Source organism: Paeniglutamicibacter sp. ZC-3 (assembly GCF_025847175.2).
Lineage (GTDB): Bacteria > Actinomycetota > Actinomycetes > Actinomycetales > Micrococcaceae > Paeniglutamicibacter > Paeniglutamicibacter sulfureus.
Genome location: NZ_JAOYTG010000008.1, coordinates 88220 through 104846 on the forward strand (window position 1 = coordinate 88220; position 16627 = coordinate 104846).

A 16627-nucleotide genomic window follows, 5' to 3' on the forward strand; every position below is an offset into this window, starting at 1 on the left:
GGTTAAAATCCGTTCAGTTCAGAGGTGGATGCGACCCTGATGCGGTCTCCAACAATCGCCACTACGGCAATTGGTGTGCCCTTCTCGATAGGGCTGCTTGAAAATACGAGGCGCTGATTGATTTCATCGGGGTGGTCCAGCTGAACCTTCCCGACGATGTCAGTGATGTCGGTGGTGGCTACGCCAAGAAGTCCGATGACTTCGTGCGGCTGGACGTTGGAGATACGAGCCATCTTTCGGGCAAGCAGCGCTACGCCGACGATGCCAATTACTCCCAGCAGGGCTCCGGCACTGTAGGCCAGAAAGAGTGGGCCGTTGTTGAGCAACACAATCGCACCCGCGGCGCCGAAAAGCGTGGCTGCCGCACCGACGGCAGTGGTGGAGATGATTCCGTCGAAGAAATCGACAAGCTCTCCCAGGGTCATGGACACGATGAGGAGCAGGAGGCCAGCGCCTCCGATCACTGCGAATGCGAGCATGCGGATTCTTTCGTGAGTTGTTTGCGGGGCCGAATGGCGCAGCATGTTTCCTGTACGGCAAACTCAGAGACACTTTGCGCCGGGGTTTTCCCAGGTGTGGAAATATCCCGACACGGGATGGATCGATGCCCGCCTGGGATACAGCTCGATTACTGCACCTGACATATAGTCTATCCATTTGCCGTAAAGATTCAGGTAGGCGGCGTCGCGTGCGGGTCGGTTTGCCAGCGGCAAGCGCCGCCACCCGCCAGCTGCAGCTCTGCGCTTGGCTCCGTGGTGCTCGCCGACGGATTCTTCGAAGAACGAATCGAAACGTCGACCGTGGCCTCGGGTTCCGCGCCCACGCAGTCTCCAGTCCGGCCGTCGATCCGGCCACGCACCGCGCCCGGGGCGGCCAGGCTCAGGCGTGGGGTGAGCGCAGCGGGGACCGCATTGCGAAAAGCAGCGAATCACGGTCCACACCATCGATCCGCTTGTGTCCGGGCAGGTAGTCGACGCACCGCATGCCCACCTTCTCCAACACCCGCACCGAACCGGTATTCTCCGGTCGGCAGGTGGCCACTACCCGGGAAATCCCCAAGACATTCCATGCCAGCTCCAGCATGGCCGCAGCCGCTTCCGCCGCATAGCCGTACCCCCAGGCATCGGCCCGCAGCACGTAGCCAATTTCGGCCTCTTCCGGGCCCCGGGCCACATCGGATTCCGCACGCATCAACGCTATCGAGCCGATGGGCGTGGAATCGCGCGTCACCGCCAGGGTAATGGTTTCCCGCGGCTCCAGCAGCTGTTCGGCCCCGCACTGGCGCAGGAACGCGGCCGTCTCTTCGATGGTGTTCGGGCCCCATTCGACAAAGGCGCACACCGTCGGATCCGCGGCGAAGGCGTGGACCGCATCCAGGTCGCCCTCCCAGAATTCGCGCAGGACTAGGCGCTTCGTGGAAATCTCCATGAAGCACATCATTCCACGACGTTCCCGATGGGCGGCGCCGCTGCCTTGCCACGCCGCGTCCGTCAGCCGGATGCGGCGTGTTCGAGCCCGCACAACCGCGACGGCGGGCATAGGCTCATATCCATGGGCTCACTGCTGAGCGCAACCCAGCGGGCCGATCTCTATGATGCGGAAAACCGCTGGGCTGCCGACGACGATTTCTTCCTCACCTTTGTCAACGAACGGCCCGCAAGCCGCGTGCTCGACCTGGGTTGCGGCACCGGACGGCTGACCCTTGCGCTGGCCAGAGCCGGGCACGAGGTAACCGGCATCGATCCGCATCCCGGCTCGTTGGCCGCGGCGCGGGCCAAGGCCGGCGCCGACGCGGTGACGTGGGTCGAGGGCACCTCCACCGCGCTCGGGCCCGACGCCGCCTTTGATACAGTCCTGATGACCGCGCACGTGGCCCAGGCCATCATCGACGAGGACCAGTGGAGCCGGACGCTGGCCGACATCCGGCGGGTGCTGGTCCCCGGCGGCAGGTTGGTCTTCGACTCCCGCGATCCCCGGGCGAAGGCCTGGGAACGCTGGACGCCGGCCTGCACGCGAAACCAGTTCACGCTTCCGGATGGCACCAAATTGCACCTGTGGCTCGATTCGGCGCCGCACGAGGCCGGACTGGTGAAGATCACCGAGCACCGACTTTTTGCCGACGGATCCCGCGAGCTTGACGACGCGGTGCTTGCCTTCCGCAGCGAGTGGAGGCTGCGTGGAGACCTGCTCGCCGCCGGGTTGCATGTCGATGCCGTGCTGGGCGGCTGGAGCGGCGAACCCGTCGGCCGGGGAGCCGCCGAACTCATCGTTCTCGCGCACCGCTGAACGACACCTGGCTTTCCGCCGCGACCCTGCCCGCGCGATTAATGCCGGAACACCACCCCTGTCTCTCACCGATAGCCGGAGGCGTCCGCGGGCAACCCGGGGTCCTGGACCTCGACCATGTACCGCCAGCAATCCGGTGTCGAGCCGTCCACGTCGGTGAAACCGTATTCGCGGGCCAGCCCGCCGGAAGAGAACGATCCTCCGCTGCGCGCAAAGACGTCGGGATCCGCAGCCAGCGCCGCAACGGCACGGCCCACAAAACGCGGGGATTCGCTGATTGCGGCAAAATGCCCGTCCGCGCCCGTGGCCGATCGCCAATTCGATTCGGTGACGCCGAAGGCCTCGAGCATCATCTCCGAGCGCAGCCAGCCCGGGCTCAGGGCCACGGCCGCGCAGCGATGCTGCTTCAACTCGTGCGCCAACGTGAAGGCCATGCGCAGCGGCGCGTTCTTCGCCAGATCGTAAAACGTGGAGAGCCGATAGTGTTCCCGGTTGTACGCCCGGGTCCCATCGGTCACCTCAACGACCAGCCCTCCGGGGTTCCTGGCCAACAGCCCCAGCGCGTGGTGGGCAGTAATCAAGTGCGTCTTCACACCGAGTTCCAGCATCCGCAGGCCGGCCTCGAGGTCGTGCTCCCAGATCGGTTGGTCCCAGCCGATGAGCTTTTCGCCGCCCCAGATGTCGTTGACCAACACGTCCAGCCGGCCCTGCTCGGCATCGATGCGTGCCACCAGCGCCGCCACCGCGTGGGAGTCCAGGTGGTCAACTGCCACCGCGATGCCCCGGCCGCCGGCCGCGTTGACCATCTCCGCTGTCTCCTCGATGGTTTCGGGTCGGTCGTATTCGCTGCGCGCGGCGCGGGTGCTGCGGCCCGTGCAATACACCGTGGCCCCCGCCTCGCCCAGGGCAATGGCGGTCCCGCGGCCTGCGCCGCGCGTCGCCCCGGCAACCAGCGCGATCTTCCCCGTCAATGCTCCGTCCATGTATCCACGCTAGCCCCGGCAGACGTGGCACTGCCAGAGTCCGGCGCAATGGATTCTCCGGCCCCTGGATACGCCAAAGACCCCGCCCGGGAGATCGGACGGGGTGTTTGGTGAACGTGGCGACGCGGTGCGCGATCAGCCCAGCGGGTAGAGGGGGTTGTGCCCTGCCGTGACCTTCTCGGATTCGCGGACCGGATCCGGGGCGGTGCCGGTGCCCCAGGGGTTTCCGCCAAGCGCCTCGCGGCCGTGCGGCTCGAGCCAGTTTTCCAGGTCGGGGCCGCCCGGAACGATCTGCGTCGGGTTGATGTCCTCGTGAACCACGTAGTAGTGCTTCTTTATCTGGTCGAAGTCGACGGTGTCGCCGAATCCGGGCAGCTGGAAGAGCTCGCGGGCGTAGCCCCAGAGGTTCGGCATCTCGGTGAGCTTGTTCCGGTTGGTCTTAAAGTGCCCGTGGTACACCGGGTCGAAGCGCACCAGCGTGGTGAACAGGCGAACGTCGGCCTCCGTTATCGAGTCCCCCATCAGGAAACGGCGGGTGGACAGCCGTTCCTCAAGCCAATCCATGGCAGTCCAAAGCCGGTCATAGGCCTCGTCGTAGGATTCCTGGCTTCCGGCGAAGCCGCAACGGTAGACCCCGTTGTTGACCTCGGTGAAGATGCGCTTGATGACCGGCATCATCTCTTCGATCTTCCCTTCCGGCAACAGGTCGGGGGCGCCTTCGCGGTGGAAGTCCTTCCACTGGGTGGAGAGGTCCATGGTGATCTGCGGGTAGTCGTTGGTCACCACGGCACCGGTGGGCACGTCGACGATGGCCGGCACCGTGATGCCGCGCGGGTAGTCGGCAAAACGCTTGAAGTAGTTTTCCTGGATGCGCTCAGTGCCCAGCACCGGGTCCACCCCGCCCTCATCGAGGTCGAAGGTCCAGGAGCGCACATCGTGCACCGGTCCGGGGGTGCCCAGCGAGATCGCGTCCTCCAGGCCCAACAGGCGACGGACGATGATGGCGCGGTTGGCCCAGGGGCAGGCACGTGCCGCCACCAGCCGGTAGCGGCCGGCCTCCACGGGCCACAGGTCAGCGCCTTCGGCCACACCGGCGTGCACATTGCCAATACTGCCCGCGGTCGGCCCTCCGGAGGCGCGCACCCCGTCGGGATCGGCGACGATCCGGTCCTGGATGTAGTTGGTGTCGCGCGTGAATTCCGCGCCCGTCACATATGCACCGGCGGTGCTGTGCTTGTCTTCGCTCATAACCCAACCCTAGTTTCGTGTGCATGGATGCACCATCTCGGAAAAAGAAGTCGGCCTGCCCGGGAGGGAAAGATCCCGGGCAGGCCGTGTTGCCGTCGGACCGCGCACACGTGCTTGTCAGCACCTGCGGCAAGGATGGGTCCGGACGGAGGATCGAAGGCCGGGTCCCGCCCCCCATGGTGCGCGGGACCCGCCATTCGAGGCTTAGGTATTCAGGCCTTAGGCGGAGACCATGGCGGAGTCGCGGACCGACTTCAACGCAACGGTCCACGGCACCAGCTGGTCCAGGACCGGAGCCAGCGAGGCGGCCTGCTGCTCGGTCGGCTTGAACACCGAGAAGTTCTCGAAGTCGGTGAAGAGCGAGAACATGCCGGTCTTCTGCACGTGGGCAACCTGAAGCTCGGACAGGATGCCGCGCAGGTGCTCAACGGCGCGCACGCCGAAGGCGGAGCCGTAGGAGACGATGCCGGCTGCCTTGTTGGCGAACTCGGCGTTCAGGTAGGACAGCGCGTTGGCCAGGGCAGGGGCAACCGAGTGGTTGTATTCGGGAGTGACGAAGACGTAGCCGTCGAATTCGGCGATCTTTGCGGCCCAGGCCTTGGTGGCATCGTTCTGGTAGTTCTGGTACGCAGCCGGGTAGGCTTCATCCAGGAGCGCCAGGTTGAAATCCGCGATGTCGACGAGCTCGTAGTCGGCGTCGCCTCGCAGTTGGGCCTGTTCCAGTACCCACTGTGCAACGCCGGCGTTGTTGCGGCCGGGACGGGTTGAACCGGTGACGATGGCAATCTTGGTCATGCTTGATCTCCTTGGACTGGGCGAGACGCGTCGACTATTTGCTGACACATCAACTAAAACTTGATATTTCCATCCTGCCGCGAGACGATTGACGTGTCAACTAATTTTTCCGAAGTGTGAGGCACACCATGCCCGAGCCCCGTTGGCTCAACGAAGACGAACAACAGCTATGGCTGGAGTTCCGCGAATTCCTCTGGGGCTACCCCCGGGCCATGGATCGCCAGCTGGCCCGTGATTCAGCCATGTCCAGCGGCGAGTACTCAGTTCTTGCCGCCGTATCGCAGGCAGCTCCCGAGGCCTTGCGTCCCGGCGATCTGGCAGCGGCCCTGGAATGGGATCGCTCGCGGGTGTCGCACCTGCTGCGCCGCATGGAGGCCAAGGGCCTGATCGAGCGCTGCGCTTCGAGCAGCGATGGCCGCGGCCAGGACATCAAAATGACCGACGCCGGCTGGGACACCATCCGCAGCGCCGCTCCGGGGCACGTTTCATTCGTGCGGGAAACGCTCTTCGACTCGCTATCGGCGGACGAGCAGGATCAATTCAGCACGATGCTCTCAAAGATCCGCTCGGCGGCGGTTGAGCGCGAACTCTGGTGACCCCTTGGGGGCGCCGCCGCGCCGCCGGCGGGAATCGAGGCGAAAGACTTATTCGCCGTGTTCGGCCGTTGAGGGCCACTGCCCCTGCGCGGTGAAGGACGTGGCCCAGTAGTACGGATTCAATTCACGCAAAGAGCGCATTTCCCACTCGGCCCCACCTGCCGAACCCGGAACGGCGGCCAGGACCTCGGGTCCCCACACGGCAAGCCGCTCCTGGCAGATTCCGCACGGCGCCAGGACCTGGTAGGTTCCCTCCGCGGTACCGCCGGTCACGCAGGCCGAGGCCACCACCCGTTTCCCCAGCGTGTAGGCCTGTGCCACCGCGCCCGTCTCGGCGCACAAGGTCGCGGCCGCATTGAAATTGTCGAAGCTGACGCTGGTCAGGATTTCTCCGTCTTCGAGCACCACGGCGGCGGCCGCAACCGAATCCCGTGCCCCGGGCCACCTGGTCCGCAGCTGTTCGATGGCGGCTTCAACGAGTTTTTGGTTCGGGTCCATGCGGCAATTCTGCCACGGCAAACGCGTTCGCGGCCCTCGAAAGCGACGAGGTTCCGCGTCGCGCGGCATCCTTGTGCATCCGCCCCGAGCGCGCCGCCCGGGCATCGGGGACCTCTGCCCGGCGGTCCACCGGCGCTTTCCGCGCCACCGACTTGTCCACATCCCCGCGCACCCATGCCCCGCAGCGCCCACGGGAGTCCACACTGGGAGGCATGGATACGCAGGAGCTCATTGAGGCACTCACCGGCGACGGTGGCGATCCGGGACACCCAGTGTCGCCGGTGGAAAAGCTGCGCCTGCTCAATGCCCTGTCCCGACGCGCCGACGACCTCGCCGGCCAACTGTCCACGGAGATCGTTTCCCCCACCCAGGCGGCACTCTTCGCCCACATGGTCGAACGCACCCACCGGCTGGCCGAGTTCACGCAGGTTCGCGCGGCGCACACCGCCCAACGCACCCTGGTCCAGGACCTGCCGGAGCAGAATTTGGAACAGGCGCGGGCGATTGCCGATCACCCAGACGCGTTCGTCCATGGCCGCACCACGCTTCTTGCCGACCCGGCCACCGTGCCCACGGGGCTGATGCCATTCAAGGACACCGCAGCATTTCTCCAGGGAGCCCTGGGACTTAGCCACTTTGCCGCCTGCGACCGTCTTCACGCGGCCAACAGCCTGCTGCCCCGCACCGACATCCACGGCAACACCTGCGGCCCGCGCTATCCCAAGCTTGCCGAGCAGGTCCAGGCCGGGACCGCCCGTGTCGGCGCGACCGCGGCCGCGGCCCGAAAGCTTGACAAGCTCGCCCATCCCATGGCCGCCCACCCGGAAATGCCCGGCTTGGCCGGGCGCCTTGAGGAACAGGTTGCCGAATCCGTCGCCGCAGGAATCCCCGGTGCCACCAACAGACTGCTCAACGCCCTGGCCGACGAATTAGACAATGCCACCGATCAGGAACCCTCACCGGACGAAATCCGGGCCAAGGCCGGAATTTTCGTCACCAAACGCACGCGGCATTACACCTGGATGTCGATTTGCATGCTGAATGCGGACGCCGAGGTTTTCTACTCGCATTTTGCGGCGTCGGGCAATCCCCGAACGCTGGCCGGAAATCGCGAGGCGATGGCAACGGCAGCAACCGGGATGACCCCCGCCATCGGGGCAATTGTCGACGGAAACGGTGCCACGACGGCCGCCAACGCAGCGGAAACCGCGGACGGCCCGGATTGGTTCACCCGCCCAGACAGCGCGGAAAACGATATTCTGGAGGCACCTGCACCCGGATCGGGCGACCCGATCAACAGCACCGTCCCGGGCCCCGATGGTCTCACGCCGCCCCAACGGCATCTCCAGACCCTCCTCAACCTCATGCGGGCACCGAACAAGCCACCGGGGAAGGGAACCACCGGGCTGCCCACCGCGCAATTGGTCATTCACTGCCGGCTCGAGACCCTGCTCGGTCTGGCCAAGGGCGCCGGCTGGAGCGCCCACGGCCTGGAAATCCCCGTCGGCGAGGTCCGAAGACGGCTGGCCACAGACGGTGTCATCCCCATGGTCTTGGGCGGCCAAAGTGAAATCCTCGATCTCGGTCAGGAAATGCGCCTGGCACCCGACTACATACGGCGCGCCATCCTTGCCCGCGACGGAGGATGCTTCTACCCCGGTTGCACCGTTCCGCCGGAGCTCCTTGAAATGTGCCACATCGACGGATACGCCCAGGGCGGCCACACCAGCGTCACCAGCATGACCGGAGGTTGCAGCCGCCACCACCATATGGCCGACAATGGGCTTCTCACCCTGCTGATACACAACGGCCTGCCGCATGTCGTCCTGCCCAAGCACCTAGACCCCGAACAGCTGCCTCGCCGCAATGCATTCTGGCAGCGCCCCGAAGCCACGCTGTTCTGAAACTCCCAAGAGCCTTGTCGTCCGCAGTCAGCGTGCGGGCGGCACCTCGGTACAGGTATTCCGGTAGATTCAGCGATTAGGTGCGCAAACGACTAGAAACTCGCCACCGGCCCTTACCGGGCACGGGCACCGGCCGACAGGCAAACGACCCCGGGCAACGTGGTGACGGACCATCGGCTCCCCTGTCGCCGACCCGAACGCGCCACCCCTTAGGATGCGTTGACCTTGCCAAAAATGTGGAGGATCTCCTCGGGGGTGACGGCCTTTTCCAGCCGTGAGACCAGTTCCCGGTCGGTAAAGACCCTGGCCACCGAGGACAGGATGGCGAGGTGATCGTTTTTCACCGCGGCGATGCCCACCACGAACCTGACTTCCTGGCCATTCCAGTCGATGCCCTCCGGATAGCGGATGATCGACACCGTCGTGCTGGCGATGTGCCCCTTGGCTTCGTTGGTGCCGTGCGGGATGGCCAGGAAGTTGCCCATGTAGGTGGACACCGAGGCTTCACGGGAATGCATCGAGGCCACGTACTGCGCGTTCACGGAGCCGCGGCCAACCAACAGGTCCCCGGCCTCGTCGATGGCACCGTCGCGCGAGTGTGCGGTGCCGGCGAGCACGATGCTGTCGAGGACCAGGACCTTCGTTCGTGCCGTGCCAACGGATTCGTGCGCGGCTTTCACGGCAGTGGGAGGAACCGGCTGGTCGACATGCGCGGCGGGTTCTGAGTGAGTGGCCATGGTTTTTCCTAATCAGTTGTCCTGCAGCGCCGCAGGAAAAGAATGTTGGGACGCCTGGATGCCTACGAGGTCTCGGAGATGCGATGCAGCCATTCCAGGAACATCTTCATCTCCGTGTTCGAGAGCTGCTGCGGGTTCGAGGACTCGAGGGCGGCATTCAGGGCGATGGCAGCCACCACGACGGAGGAGGTCTCCACCGGCGTTGCGGAGTCGGCAATGCCCGCATCCGATGACACGGCGGTGATGACGGCATCGCGGGTCATGTCGGAGAGCTCGAAGTTCCGCTCGGCCGCGGGCTCGGCGATGAGCATCAAGGTGACCCCGATGTTCGCCGCCAGGATGCTGCGCACCGCATCGGCCGGCGCCACGTTCAGGTACCCTGCCTTCGCGGCCCGATCGAGCTTTTCACGCAGCAAGGCCTCGGCCTCGGCGACCCGGTTGGAGCGGCTCCCGGGCCGCACATTGCCGAACATCACCAGATACAGGTGGGGCTGCTCGATGCCGAAGCGCACGTGCTGGTCCCACATGCGCCGCACGTCGTCGAGCGGCTTTTCGGTGTTGGCGCGGCCAATTTCCCGGGCAAAATATTGTTCAAAGCCCACGGCAACGACCGCGTCGAACAATCCTTCCTTGTCCCCGAAGTGGTGGTACAGGGTCGGCGCCGTCACCCCGGCCAGCTCGGTGATTTTCCGGGTCGAAACCGCTGCACCGTCAGAATTCGCCAAAAGCTCGACGGCGGCCTGCAGCAACCTCTCTCTTGGCGGAAGCTGGAAGTCAAGACTCATGACTGCTACCGTATCACCTATAGCATTGCTATATGAAGGGGATCACACCTACGCCCATGCTCGAATCCTGGAGTGATCGACGGCTGCCGCGCGCATCGGACCCCAGAGCAACCCACCGGATCGAGGAACCCAAGTGCTGAACTTCGCAGGAGTCGGCGTCACGCCCGGACGCGTCATCGGAACCATCCGCCACATGCCCCCGGCGCTCACCGAACCTCCCACGGGGGATCCGCTCGATGGGCTGATGTCCGCCGACCAGGCCATCGCCGCACTCAAGGACGCCGCCGTGCGCGTGCAATCCGAATTGCGCACCCGAGCAACCGGCGCCAGCCCCGAGGCCAAGGCCGTGCTCGAGGCCACCGCCTTGATGGCCACTGACTCGATGCTGCTCAAGGGCGCGAACAAGATGATCAACAGTGGGCTTTCCGCCGAACGCAGCATCTGGGAATCCGGCGAAACCGTCGCCCAGATGCTCATCACCCTCGGCGGCTACATGGCCGAACGCGCCACCGACGTGCTGGACGTGCGCGCCCGCATCGTCGCCGAATTGCGCGGGGTCCCCGCCCCGGGCATCCCGGACTCCCCGACCCCCTTCATCCTCGTGGCCGAGGACCTCGCTCCCGCCGACACCGCCACCCTGGACCCGGCGAAGGTCATCGCCCTGCTGACCACCGGCGGAGGACCGCAGTCGCACACCGCCATCATCGCCCGCGACCTGGGCCTGACCGCGGTGGTAGCCGCACCGGGACTCGATGCCCTGGAAACGGGAACCGAGGTCTTCGTCGACGGTGCCGCCGGAACGATTTCCACCGAACCCGGCGATACCGAACGCCAGGCGGTCGCCACATGGCTGAAGAACGCTGCGCTACTCTCGGTCTTCGACGGCAACGGCGTGATGGCCGACGGGCACCTGGTCCCGTTGCTGGCGAATGTCGGCGGCGGCAAGGACGCCGTGAAGGCAGCGGCGGCCGGTGCCCAGGGCGTGGGCCTGCTGCGCACCGAATTCTGCTTCCTGGGCCGCGACACCGAGCCCTCCATCGAGGAACAGGTTGCCGAATACAAGGCCGTCTTCGACGCGTTCGTGGGCAAGAAGGTCGTGGTGCGCACGCTGGACGCCGGCGCCGACAAGCCGCTGCCGTTCCTCACCGACGCTTCCGAGCCCAACCCCGCACTGGGTGTTCGCGGCTACCGCACCGATACCACCTCCCCCGGCGTGCTGGCCCGCCAGCTCTCCGCCGTCGCCACCGCGGCTGCCGCTTCCGGCGCCGAGGTGTGGGTCATGGCACCGATGGTTTCCACGCCTTCCGAGGCAGCGGACTTCGCCGCCATGTGCGCCGCGGCCGGACTGGCAACCCCCGGGGTGATGGTCGAGGTTCCCTCGGCCGCGCTCAGCGCAGAAGCCATTCTTTCCACGGTCTCCTTCGCCTCCCTGGGCACCAACGACCTGACGCAATACACCATGGCAGCGGACCGGCAACTGGGCCCGCTCGCCGCACTGAACAACCCGTGGCAGCCGGCGGTGCTTCGGCTGATCGATGTGACCGTCGCCGGCTCCCGGGCCGAGGGCAACAACAAGCCCGTCGGCGTCTGCGGCGAGGCAGCGGCGGACCCGGCGCTGGCAGTGGTGCTCATCGGCCTGGGCATCTCGACGCTCTCGATGTCCCCGAGGTCGCTGGCCTCGGTTGCCGCTGTGCTCAAGACCGTCACCCTCCAGCGCGCCGGCGAATTGGCGCGGCTGGCCCTGGCCGCCCCGAGCGCCGAGGCCGCACGCGCCGCGGTGCGCGAACAATTGCCGGAGCTCACCGAGCTGGGCCTGTAGCCCGCTCCCCTGCCGCACCATAGGATTTTTCCTGCCCCGTCCGCTTCACACACCGCCTCGCAAAACAGGAGAACTCCCAACATGTCCGAGCGTCTTGCCACCATCGCCAGCGCCTCCGGCCTGCATGCCCGCCCCGCAGCCCTGTTCGCCGAGGCCGCCGGAGCCCTCGACATCGAGGTCACCATCGCTGCCAAGGACTCGCCGGAGGACGAAGCCATGGACGCCTCGAGCATTCTCTCGCTGATGACGCTGGGCGCGGCCAAGGGCGACGAAGTGGTGCTGCGCGCAACCGGCGACGGCGCCGACGCGGCATTGGATTCCCTGGTGGCACTGCTGGAAACGGACCTGGACGCCCTCTAGCCCGGGCCCCGGGCACAGCCTGGACCCCCCTCGCCCAAGAACCAACGCCGATGGCGTGGAACGCGCATTGATTGCCGCGCTCCACGCCATCGGCGCTTAATCCTGTCGCCTGGCCGCGCTTCCTAGACGCTCGCGCCGGCCACCCTTGTCTCGGCCTCAGCCGACGTGGCAGAGGCGGCCGACGCGGCCAGCAGCCGGGCAAAGGCGCCGCCCGATGCCCGCAATTCCGCCGGACGTCCGCGCTCGGTGATCTCCCCGGCATCGAGCACCGCCAGCTGGTCGGCGTTCTCCACGGTCGAGAGGCGGTGGGCGATCATCAGCGTGGTGCGCCCGGCGGCCAGCCGGTCAAGGGCCTCCTGCACCAGCGCCTCGGTGTTGTTGTCCAGCGCGCTCGTGGCCTCGTCGAGCACCAATACCCGCGGATTGCGCAGGATGGTGCGGGCGATGGCCAGGCGCTGCTGCTCGCCTCCGGAGAAGCGGTGGCCGCGCGCGCCGACCAGCGTGCCAAGGCCCTCCGGCAACCCGGCAACGAGGTCGGCGATCTGCGCGCCGGCCAGCGCCTTCCACAGTGTCGCGTCGTCGGCGTCCGGGTCGGCCAACAACAGGTTCTCGCGGATCGAGGCATGGATGAGGTAGGTCTCCTGGGAGACCACGCCCACGATGCGCGCCAGGGTCTCCGGGGCCATCTCGCGCACGTCGACGCCGTCGATGGTGATCCTCCCGCTGCCGGGGTCATGCAGCCGTGGCAGCAGGGCACCGAGCGTGGACTTGCCCGAACCGGTGGGTCCGACGATCGCGGTGGCGGTGCCGGGGGCCAGTTCCAGGTCGATCCCGCGCAGCACCGCGGGTCCGTCCCCGTAGGCAAAGCCGACGCCCTCGAAGCGCACCCGCCCTGCCGCCTGGTCCGGATCGACCCGCGCGGGGTTTTTCGGCGCCTTGAGCTCCGGGTCCATGTCCAGGTATTCGAAGATGCGGCTGAACAGCGCCATCGCGGTGACCCACTGGACCCCGACGTTCAGCAGCCCCATGATGGGCCTGAAAATCGCGCCCTGCAGCGCCGTGAACGCGACCAGCGTGCCGATGGTCATCCCGCCACTGGTCGCAGGGAATCCGGCCGCAAGGTAGATGAGGGCGGGAATCGCCGCGAAGACGATGCCCATGGTGGCCATGCGCCAGCGACCGGCAAGCTGGCTGCGCAGCTCCAAGTCGACCAGGCGGTGCGAGGAAGCGGAGAAGCGGGCCACGTCGCGCCCAGTGGTGCCCAGGGTCTTGGCCAGCCGGATGCCGGAGACCGAGAGCCCCTCCTCGATCTGCGTGTACATGCCCGCCAGTTCCTGCTGGCGCGCGGTGGTGATGTCCCGCCGCATCAGCGCCACCTTGCGCGAAAGCCAGATGGCCGGGGGCAGCACGATGAGCGAGAGCAGGCTCATCCGCCAGGAGAGAGCCGCCATCGCGATGGCGGTGGCCACCGCGGTGGTCAGGTTGGAGGCCACCGCGGTGGCAGTGGAGGTGACGACCGACTGCATTCCGGCAATGTCGTTGGTCAGCCGCGACTGCACCTCCCCGCCGCGGGTGCGGGTGAAGAATCCCAGCGACTGGGCCTGCAGGTGCGTGAAGAGCCTGGTCCTCAGGGTGTGCATGACCTTCTGGCCCATCTTGGTGGCCATCCAGGTCTGCACCACGCCGATGGCGGCGGTCGCCGCGGCGACGGCCACCAGCCCGCCGGCAAGCCAGGCGAGCAGTACGGTGTTTTGCTGCGGCAGCGCGTCGTCGATGATGGCGCGGATCAGGAACGGCTGGGCCAGCCCAATGACCGAGGCCGCCGAGATCAGCAGCACCACGATGGCGATGGCGAGCTTGTGCGGGGCGAACAGGGCGGCGATCCGGGAGGGCTTCACCGGATGGAGCCTGACCTGCTTGAGGTCGGCCGGGTTCAGGCGGGCGACGGGGCCGCCGGGTCCTCCCCCGCGGCCGGGGTCGGACGGGCCGTGCTGCTTGTTGGCGGAGGGGCCCGAACGGGCCGCGCCGGAAGAGAGTCTCGATTCCGACATGTGCACCACCTTTCGTGGTGGTCGTGGGGGTGCGTGATTGGCACCCCGTCATCGTTGAGGTTACCTCACTATGCGGTTACAGGTCAAATTTGTTGTAGTCTGGGGGCATGCCATTCAGCAGCAATTCCGCACCTCCCGGGGACCTGTCCGAGCTTTTCCACCGCGCCTGGCGCTCACTGCGCCAGACCTGGTCGGCCAGGCTGGCCCCGTTCGAGCTGACCCCGCACCAGTCCCGCGCCATGCGGTCCCTGGCCCAGCACGGCAATTCCTCCGACCCTGCCTCCGGGGCGGGCATGCGGCTGAAGGAGATCGCCGAGCGCCTGCGCATCGCCCCGCGTTCGGCCACCGAGGTCATCGACCAGTTGGAGGCCAAGCAGCTGGTGATCCGGCGCCCGGACCCGCTGGACCGCCGTGCCACGCTGGTGAGCCTGACCGAGGAAGGGATGGGACTGAGCGAGCGCGTGCGGGCAGCAAGGCGCCTGCACACCGAGGAGTATTTCGGTCGCCTCGATGCCCAGGAACGCGCGGAGCTCGCCCGGATCCTGGAGAAGCTCTCCGGCACCCCAGGGCGTTAGGAACCGGGACCCGACGCCGCGGCTAGCCCTCGGACTTGCCGCGGCGCCAGTAGCCCATGAAGGCCACCTGCTTGCGGTCCATGCCGGCATCGCGCACCAGGTAGCGGCGCATCTCCTTGATCACGCCCGCCTCCCCGGCCAGCCAGGCATAGAACGGCTGGGTGGAAACCGTGGCGGTCTCCCACAGGATCTGCTCGTCCACGTCGACGTCCTCGGGGTCGGCCCCGGTCATCACGGCACCCGCGGCGGGAATCGCCACGATGTCGCGCACCGCGGCGGCCAGCAGCTCGCCGTGCGGGTGGGATCCGCGCGGCAGCCACTGCACGGACACGCCCGAACGGGTCGAGGATCCCTGGATGTCGCCGGTATCGGGGACCTCGATCAGCGCATGTCCGGTGACGCCGGCCGGCAGCGCCTCGAGGATGGAGCAGATGGCCGGGGCCGCGGTCTCGTCCCCTGCCAGCAGAATGCGCTTGGCTGCCCCGCGGCGGAATTCTATGCCGCCGTAGTTTTCGTCGCACAACCCTGCGTTGGGGCCCAGCAGGAGCATGCCGTCGCCGACCTGAGCCTGGGCGGCCCACACGGTGGCGGGTCCGCCGACCAGCTTGCCGCCCTCGGTGCGCAGGTGCAGCACGAAGTCGATGTCGATTTCCGCATGCTCCCCGCGGTTGTCCCGATGCCCGGCGGCGCGCAGCGCCCGCACGGTGTAGGTGCGCATGTCGCCCCGCGTTTCGGCCGGCAGCGCCAGCCAGCGGCGGTACCAGCCGCCGGCGTCCTCGGCGTTGAGCCAGGCACCCGGGCGCAGGGAATCGAAGTGGCCGGCCGTTTCCGGGGCCGCGGCACCCGGCTGGGGCGTCGGCGGGATCATGAGCTTGATGCGCAGATCCAGCGGGACGTCCCCGGCACCGAAGTGCGCAAGGTCGGCGCCGGAGAGGGTGATCCGGCGGTAGTTGTCGCTGAGCTCGTGGGTGGCCAGGACCCGGCTGGAGAAGGCCAGCATTTCGCTGATTTCCTCGGCGCGCTGCAGCCCGTCGGCGCGTGCCGCCTGAGATGCCTCGGTCCCCGACCCTGCCGGATCGTCGATGCCGGTTGCCGGTGACGGGTCAAGTGCGGGAACGGAGGCCACGGAACCCGCCTCGAGCCCGGCATCGGGATTCTGCGTGCGGTAGATGCCCTTGGAGGCCAGCACCGACTCGGCGCGCAGCACCCGGTGCCGGCCGATCGGCAGCACCAGCGGGGTTCCGGCCACCGGGTCCGGGATGACCCGGCACGGCATGCCGAAGACGTTCTTGACCATGTCCTCGGTGACCACCGCCGCCGGGTGCCCGGCAGCGACGATCTTGCCGTGCTTCAGCGCCACCAGGTGGTCGGCGTAGCGGGCGGCGAGGTTGAGGTCGTGCAGCACGATCACCACGGTGGTGCCGCGGGAGCGGTTGAGCTCGGAGATCACGTCGAGCACCTCCAGCTGGTGCGCCACGTCCAGGTAGGTGGTCGGCTCGTCGAGCAGCAGCAGCTCGGTTTCCTGGGCCAGGGCCATGGCGATCCAGACGCGCTGGCGCTGCCCGCCGGAGAGCTCGTCGATGGGGCGTTCGGCCAGGTCCGTGGTGCCGGTGAGGTTCATGGCGCGGTCCACCGCCGCCTCGTCCTGGGCGGAGAAGCGCTTGAACCAGCCCTGGTGCGGGTAGCGGCCGCGGCCGATCAGTTCGCGCACCGTGATCCCGTCGGGTGCCGTGGGGGTTTGGGGCAGCAGCCCCAGCATCTTGGCAACCTCGCGGGCCGGGCGGGAGTGGATGTCCTCCCCGTCCAGCAGCACCTGTCCCCCGGCGGGCTTCAGCAGCCGGGAGAGCCCGCGCAGCAGCGTGGATTTTCCGCAGCCGTTGGCGCCCACGATGATCGTCACCTCGCCCTTGGGCAGCTCCAACGAGAGCTCGTCGACGATGCTCACCGAATCGTAGGCGAGTGTGAGGTCCTGTGCTTCGAGAAGTGCCAT

Annotated in this window: 16 protein-coding genes; 6 read left to right on the forward strand and 10 right to left on the reverse strand. The window is 67.1% G+C overall.

Annotated elements, in window-relative coordinates:
* Nucleotides 1–2: 2 nt before the first annotated feature.
* Together OIU93_RS10525 and OIU93_RS10530 are read right to left on the reverse strand one after the other, a co-directional pair.
* Nucleotides 3–524 (reverse strand): NfeD family protein, encoded by a 522-nt coding sequence (locus OIU93_RS10525; protein ID WP_264270026.1) that lies wholly within the window; start codon nucleotides 522–524, stop codon nucleotides 3–5.
* 355 nt (nucleotides 525–879) lie between these two features.
* Nucleotides 880–1428, reverse strand: a complete 549-nt coding sequence (locus tag OIU93_RS10530) for a GNAT family N-acetyltransferase (protein WP_264270027.1) — start codon at nucleotides 1426–1428, stop codon at nucleotides 880–882.
* Nucleotides 1429–1551: 123 nt separating this feature from the next.
* Here OIU93_RS10530 and OIU93_RS10535 point away from each other — a divergent pair, with 123 nt between their 5' ends.
* Nucleotides 1552–2286, forward strand: a complete 735-nt coding sequence (locus OIU93_RS10535; RefSeq protein ID WP_264270028.1) for a class I SAM-dependent methyltransferase — start codon at nucleotides 1552–1554, stop codon at nucleotides 2284–2286.
* A 65-nt stretch (nucleotides 2287–2351) separates the two neighbouring features.
* Here OIU93_RS10535 and OIU93_RS10540 read toward each other — a convergent pair whose 3' ends face one another.
* The 3 genes from OIU93_RS10540 to OIU93_RS10550 form a co-directional block, all read right to left on the reverse strand.
* Nucleotides 2352–3269: an SDR family oxidoreductase gene (locus OIU93_RS10540; protein WP_264270029.1), complete on the reverse strand. Its 918-nt coding sequence runs from the start codon at nucleotides 3267–3269 to the stop codon at nucleotides 2352–2354.
* A 135-nt stretch (nucleotides 3270–3404) separates the two neighbouring features.
* Nucleotides 3405–4517, reverse strand: coding sequence for a glutathione S-transferase family protein (locus tag OIU93_RS10545; protein ID WP_264270030.1), 1113 nt, complete (start codon nucleotides 4515–4517; stop codon nucleotides 3405–3407).
* A gap of 219 nt (nucleotides 4518–4736) precedes the next feature.
* On the reverse strand, nucleotides 4737–5312 hold the full coding sequence (locus OIU93_RS10550; protein WP_264270031.1) for an NADPH-dependent FMN reductase: 576 nt from the start codon (nucleotides 5310–5312) through the stop codon (nucleotides 4737–4739).
* A 128-nt stretch (nucleotides 5313–5440) separates the two neighbouring features.
* Here OIU93_RS10550 and OIU93_RS10555 point away from each other — a divergent pair, with 128 nt between their 5' ends.
* Nucleotides 5441–5908, forward strand: a complete 468-nt coding sequence (locus OIU93_RS10555; protein WP_264270032.1) for a MarR family winged helix-turn-helix transcriptional regulator — start codon at nucleotides 5441–5443, stop codon at nucleotides 5906–5908.
* A gap of 48 nt (nucleotides 5909–5956) precedes the next feature.
* Here OIU93_RS10555 and OIU93_RS10560 read toward each other — a convergent pair whose 3' ends face one another.
* The gene (locus OIU93_RS10560) at nucleotides 5957–6406 is read right to left on the reverse strand and encodes a cytidine deaminase (protein ID WP_264270033.1); all 450 of its coding nucleotides are present in this window, start codon (nucleotides 6404–6406) and stop codon (nucleotides 5957–5959) included.
* Nucleotides 6407–6618: 212 nt separating this feature from the next.
* Between OIU93_RS10560 and OIU93_RS10565 the strand changes: the two genes are divergently transcribed.
* Nucleotides 6619–8310 carry an HNH endonuclease signature motif containing protein gene (locus tag OIU93_RS10565; protein WP_264270034.1) on the forward strand — a complete coding sequence of 564 codons (1692 nt, stop codon included), beginning with the start codon at nucleotides 6619–6621 and terminating at the stop codon, nucleotides 8308–8310.
* Between the two features lie 209 nt (nucleotides 8311–8519).
* Here OIU93_RS10565 and OIU93_RS10570 read toward each other — a convergent pair whose 3' ends face one another.
* Nucleotides 8520–9047, reverse strand: a complete 528-nt coding sequence (locus OIU93_RS10570; protein ID WP_372342910.1) for a PTS sugar transporter subunit IIA — start codon at nucleotides 9045–9047, stop codon at nucleotides 8520–8522.
* A gap of 62 nt (nucleotides 9048–9109) precedes the next feature.
* Entirely contained in the window at nucleotides 9110–9832 is a 723-nt protein-coding gene (locus OIU93_RS10575) for a TetR/AcrR family transcriptional regulator (RefSeq protein ID WP_264270035.1), read from the reverse strand.
* A 133-nt stretch (nucleotides 9833–9965) separates the two neighbouring features.
* Between OIU93_RS10575 and OIU93_RS10580 the strand changes: the two genes are divergently transcribed.
* Together OIU93_RS10580 and OIU93_RS10585 are read left to right on the forward strand one after the other, a co-directional pair.
* A complete protein-coding gene (locus OIU93_RS10580) occupies nucleotides 9966–11651 on the forward strand; it encodes a putative PEP-binding protein (protein ID WP_264270036.1) in 1686 nt (561 codons plus the stop codon).
* An 81-nt stretch (nucleotides 11652–11732) separates the two neighbouring features.
* Nucleotides 11733–12011: an HPr family phosphocarrier protein gene (locus OIU93_RS10585; RefSeq protein WP_264270037.1), complete on the forward strand. Its 279-nt coding sequence runs from the start codon at nucleotides 11733–11735 to the stop codon at nucleotides 12009–12011.
* A 122-nt stretch (nucleotides 12012–12133) separates the two neighbouring features.
* Here the strand turns inward: OIU93_RS10585 and OIU93_RS10590 are convergent, their stop codons facing one another.
* Entirely contained in the window at nucleotides 12134–14062 is a 1929-nt protein-coding gene (locus OIU93_RS10590; protein WP_264270038.1) for an ABC transporter ATP-binding protein, read from the reverse strand.
* Between the two features lie 107 nt (nucleotides 14063–14169).
* On the opposite strand from OIU93_RS10590, the gene OIU93_RS10595 reads away from it, so the two are divergent.
* Nucleotides 14170–14637 carry a MarR family winged helix-turn-helix transcriptional regulator gene (locus OIU93_RS10595; protein ID WP_264270039.1) on the forward strand — a complete coding sequence of 156 codons (468 nt, stop codon included), beginning with the start codon at nucleotides 14170–14172 and terminating at the stop codon, nucleotides 14635–14637.
* A 22-nt stretch (nucleotides 14638–14659) separates the two neighbouring features.
* On the opposite strand, the gene OIU93_RS10600 is transcribed toward OIU93_RS10595, so the two are convergent.
* Nucleotides 14660–16627: an SIP domain-containing protein gene (locus OIU93_RS10600; protein ID WP_264270040.1), complete on the reverse strand. Its 1968-nt coding sequence runs from the start codon at nucleotides 16625–16627 to the stop codon at nucleotides 14660–14662.

Coding starts and splice junctions, on each gene's coding strand:
- OIU93_RS10525 (WP_264270026.1), bottom strand. CDS start 524: ATGCTGCGCCATTCGGCCCCGCAAACAACTCACGAAAGAATCCGCATG.
- OIU93_RS10530 (WP_264270027.1), bottom strand. CDS start 1,428: ATGGAGATTTCCACGAAGCGCCTAGTCCTGCGCGAATTCTGGGAGGGC.
- OIU93_RS10535 (WP_264270028.1), top strand. CDS start 1,552: ATGGGCTCACTGCTGAGCGCAACCCAGCGGGCCGATCTCTATGATGCG.
- OIU93_RS10540 (WP_264270029.1), bottom strand. CDS start 3,269: ATGGACGGAGCATTGACGGGGAAGATCGCGCTGGTTGCCGGGGCGACG.
- OIU93_RS10545 (WP_264270030.1), bottom strand. CDS start 4,517: ATGAGCGAAGACAAGCACAGCACCGCCGGTGCATATGTGACGGGCGCG.
- OIU93_RS10550 (WP_264270031.1), bottom strand. CDS start 5,312: ATGACCAAGATTGCCATCGTCACCGGTTCAACCCGTCCCGGCCGCAAC.
- OIU93_RS10555 (WP_264270032.1), top strand. CDS start 5,441: ATGCCCGAGCCCCGTTGGCTCAACGAAGACGAACAACAGCTATGGCTG.
- OIU93_RS10560 (WP_264270033.1), bottom strand. CDS start 6,406: ATGGACCCGAACCAAAAACTCGTTGAAGCCGCCATCGAACAGCTGCGG.
- OIU93_RS10565 (WP_264270034.1), top strand. CDS start 6,619: ATGGATACGCAGGAGCTCATTGAGGCACTCACCGGCGACGGTGGCGAT.
- OIU93_RS10570 (WP_372342910.1), bottom strand. CDS start 9,047: ATGGCCACTCACTCAGAACCCGCCGCGCATGTCGACCAGCCGGTTCCT.
- OIU93_RS10575 (WP_264270035.1), bottom strand. CDS start 9,832: ATGAGTCTTGACTTCCAGCTTCCGCCAAGAGAGAGGTTGCTGCAGGCC.
- OIU93_RS10585 (WP_264270037.1), top strand. CDS start 11,733: ATGTCCGAGCGTCTTGCCACCATCGCCAGCGCCTCCGGCCTGCATGCC.
- OIU93_RS10590 (WP_264270038.1), bottom strand. CDS start 14,062: ATGTCGGAATCGAGACTCTCTTCCGGCGCGGCCCGTTCGGGCCCCTCC.
- OIU93_RS10595 (WP_264270039.1), top strand. CDS start 14,170: ATGCCATTCAGCAGCAATTCCGCACCTCCCGGGGACCTGTCCGAGCTT.
- OIU93_RS10600 (WP_264270040.1), bottom strand. CDS start 16,627: ATGGCACTTCTCGAAGCACAGGACCTCACACTCGCCTACGATTCGGTG.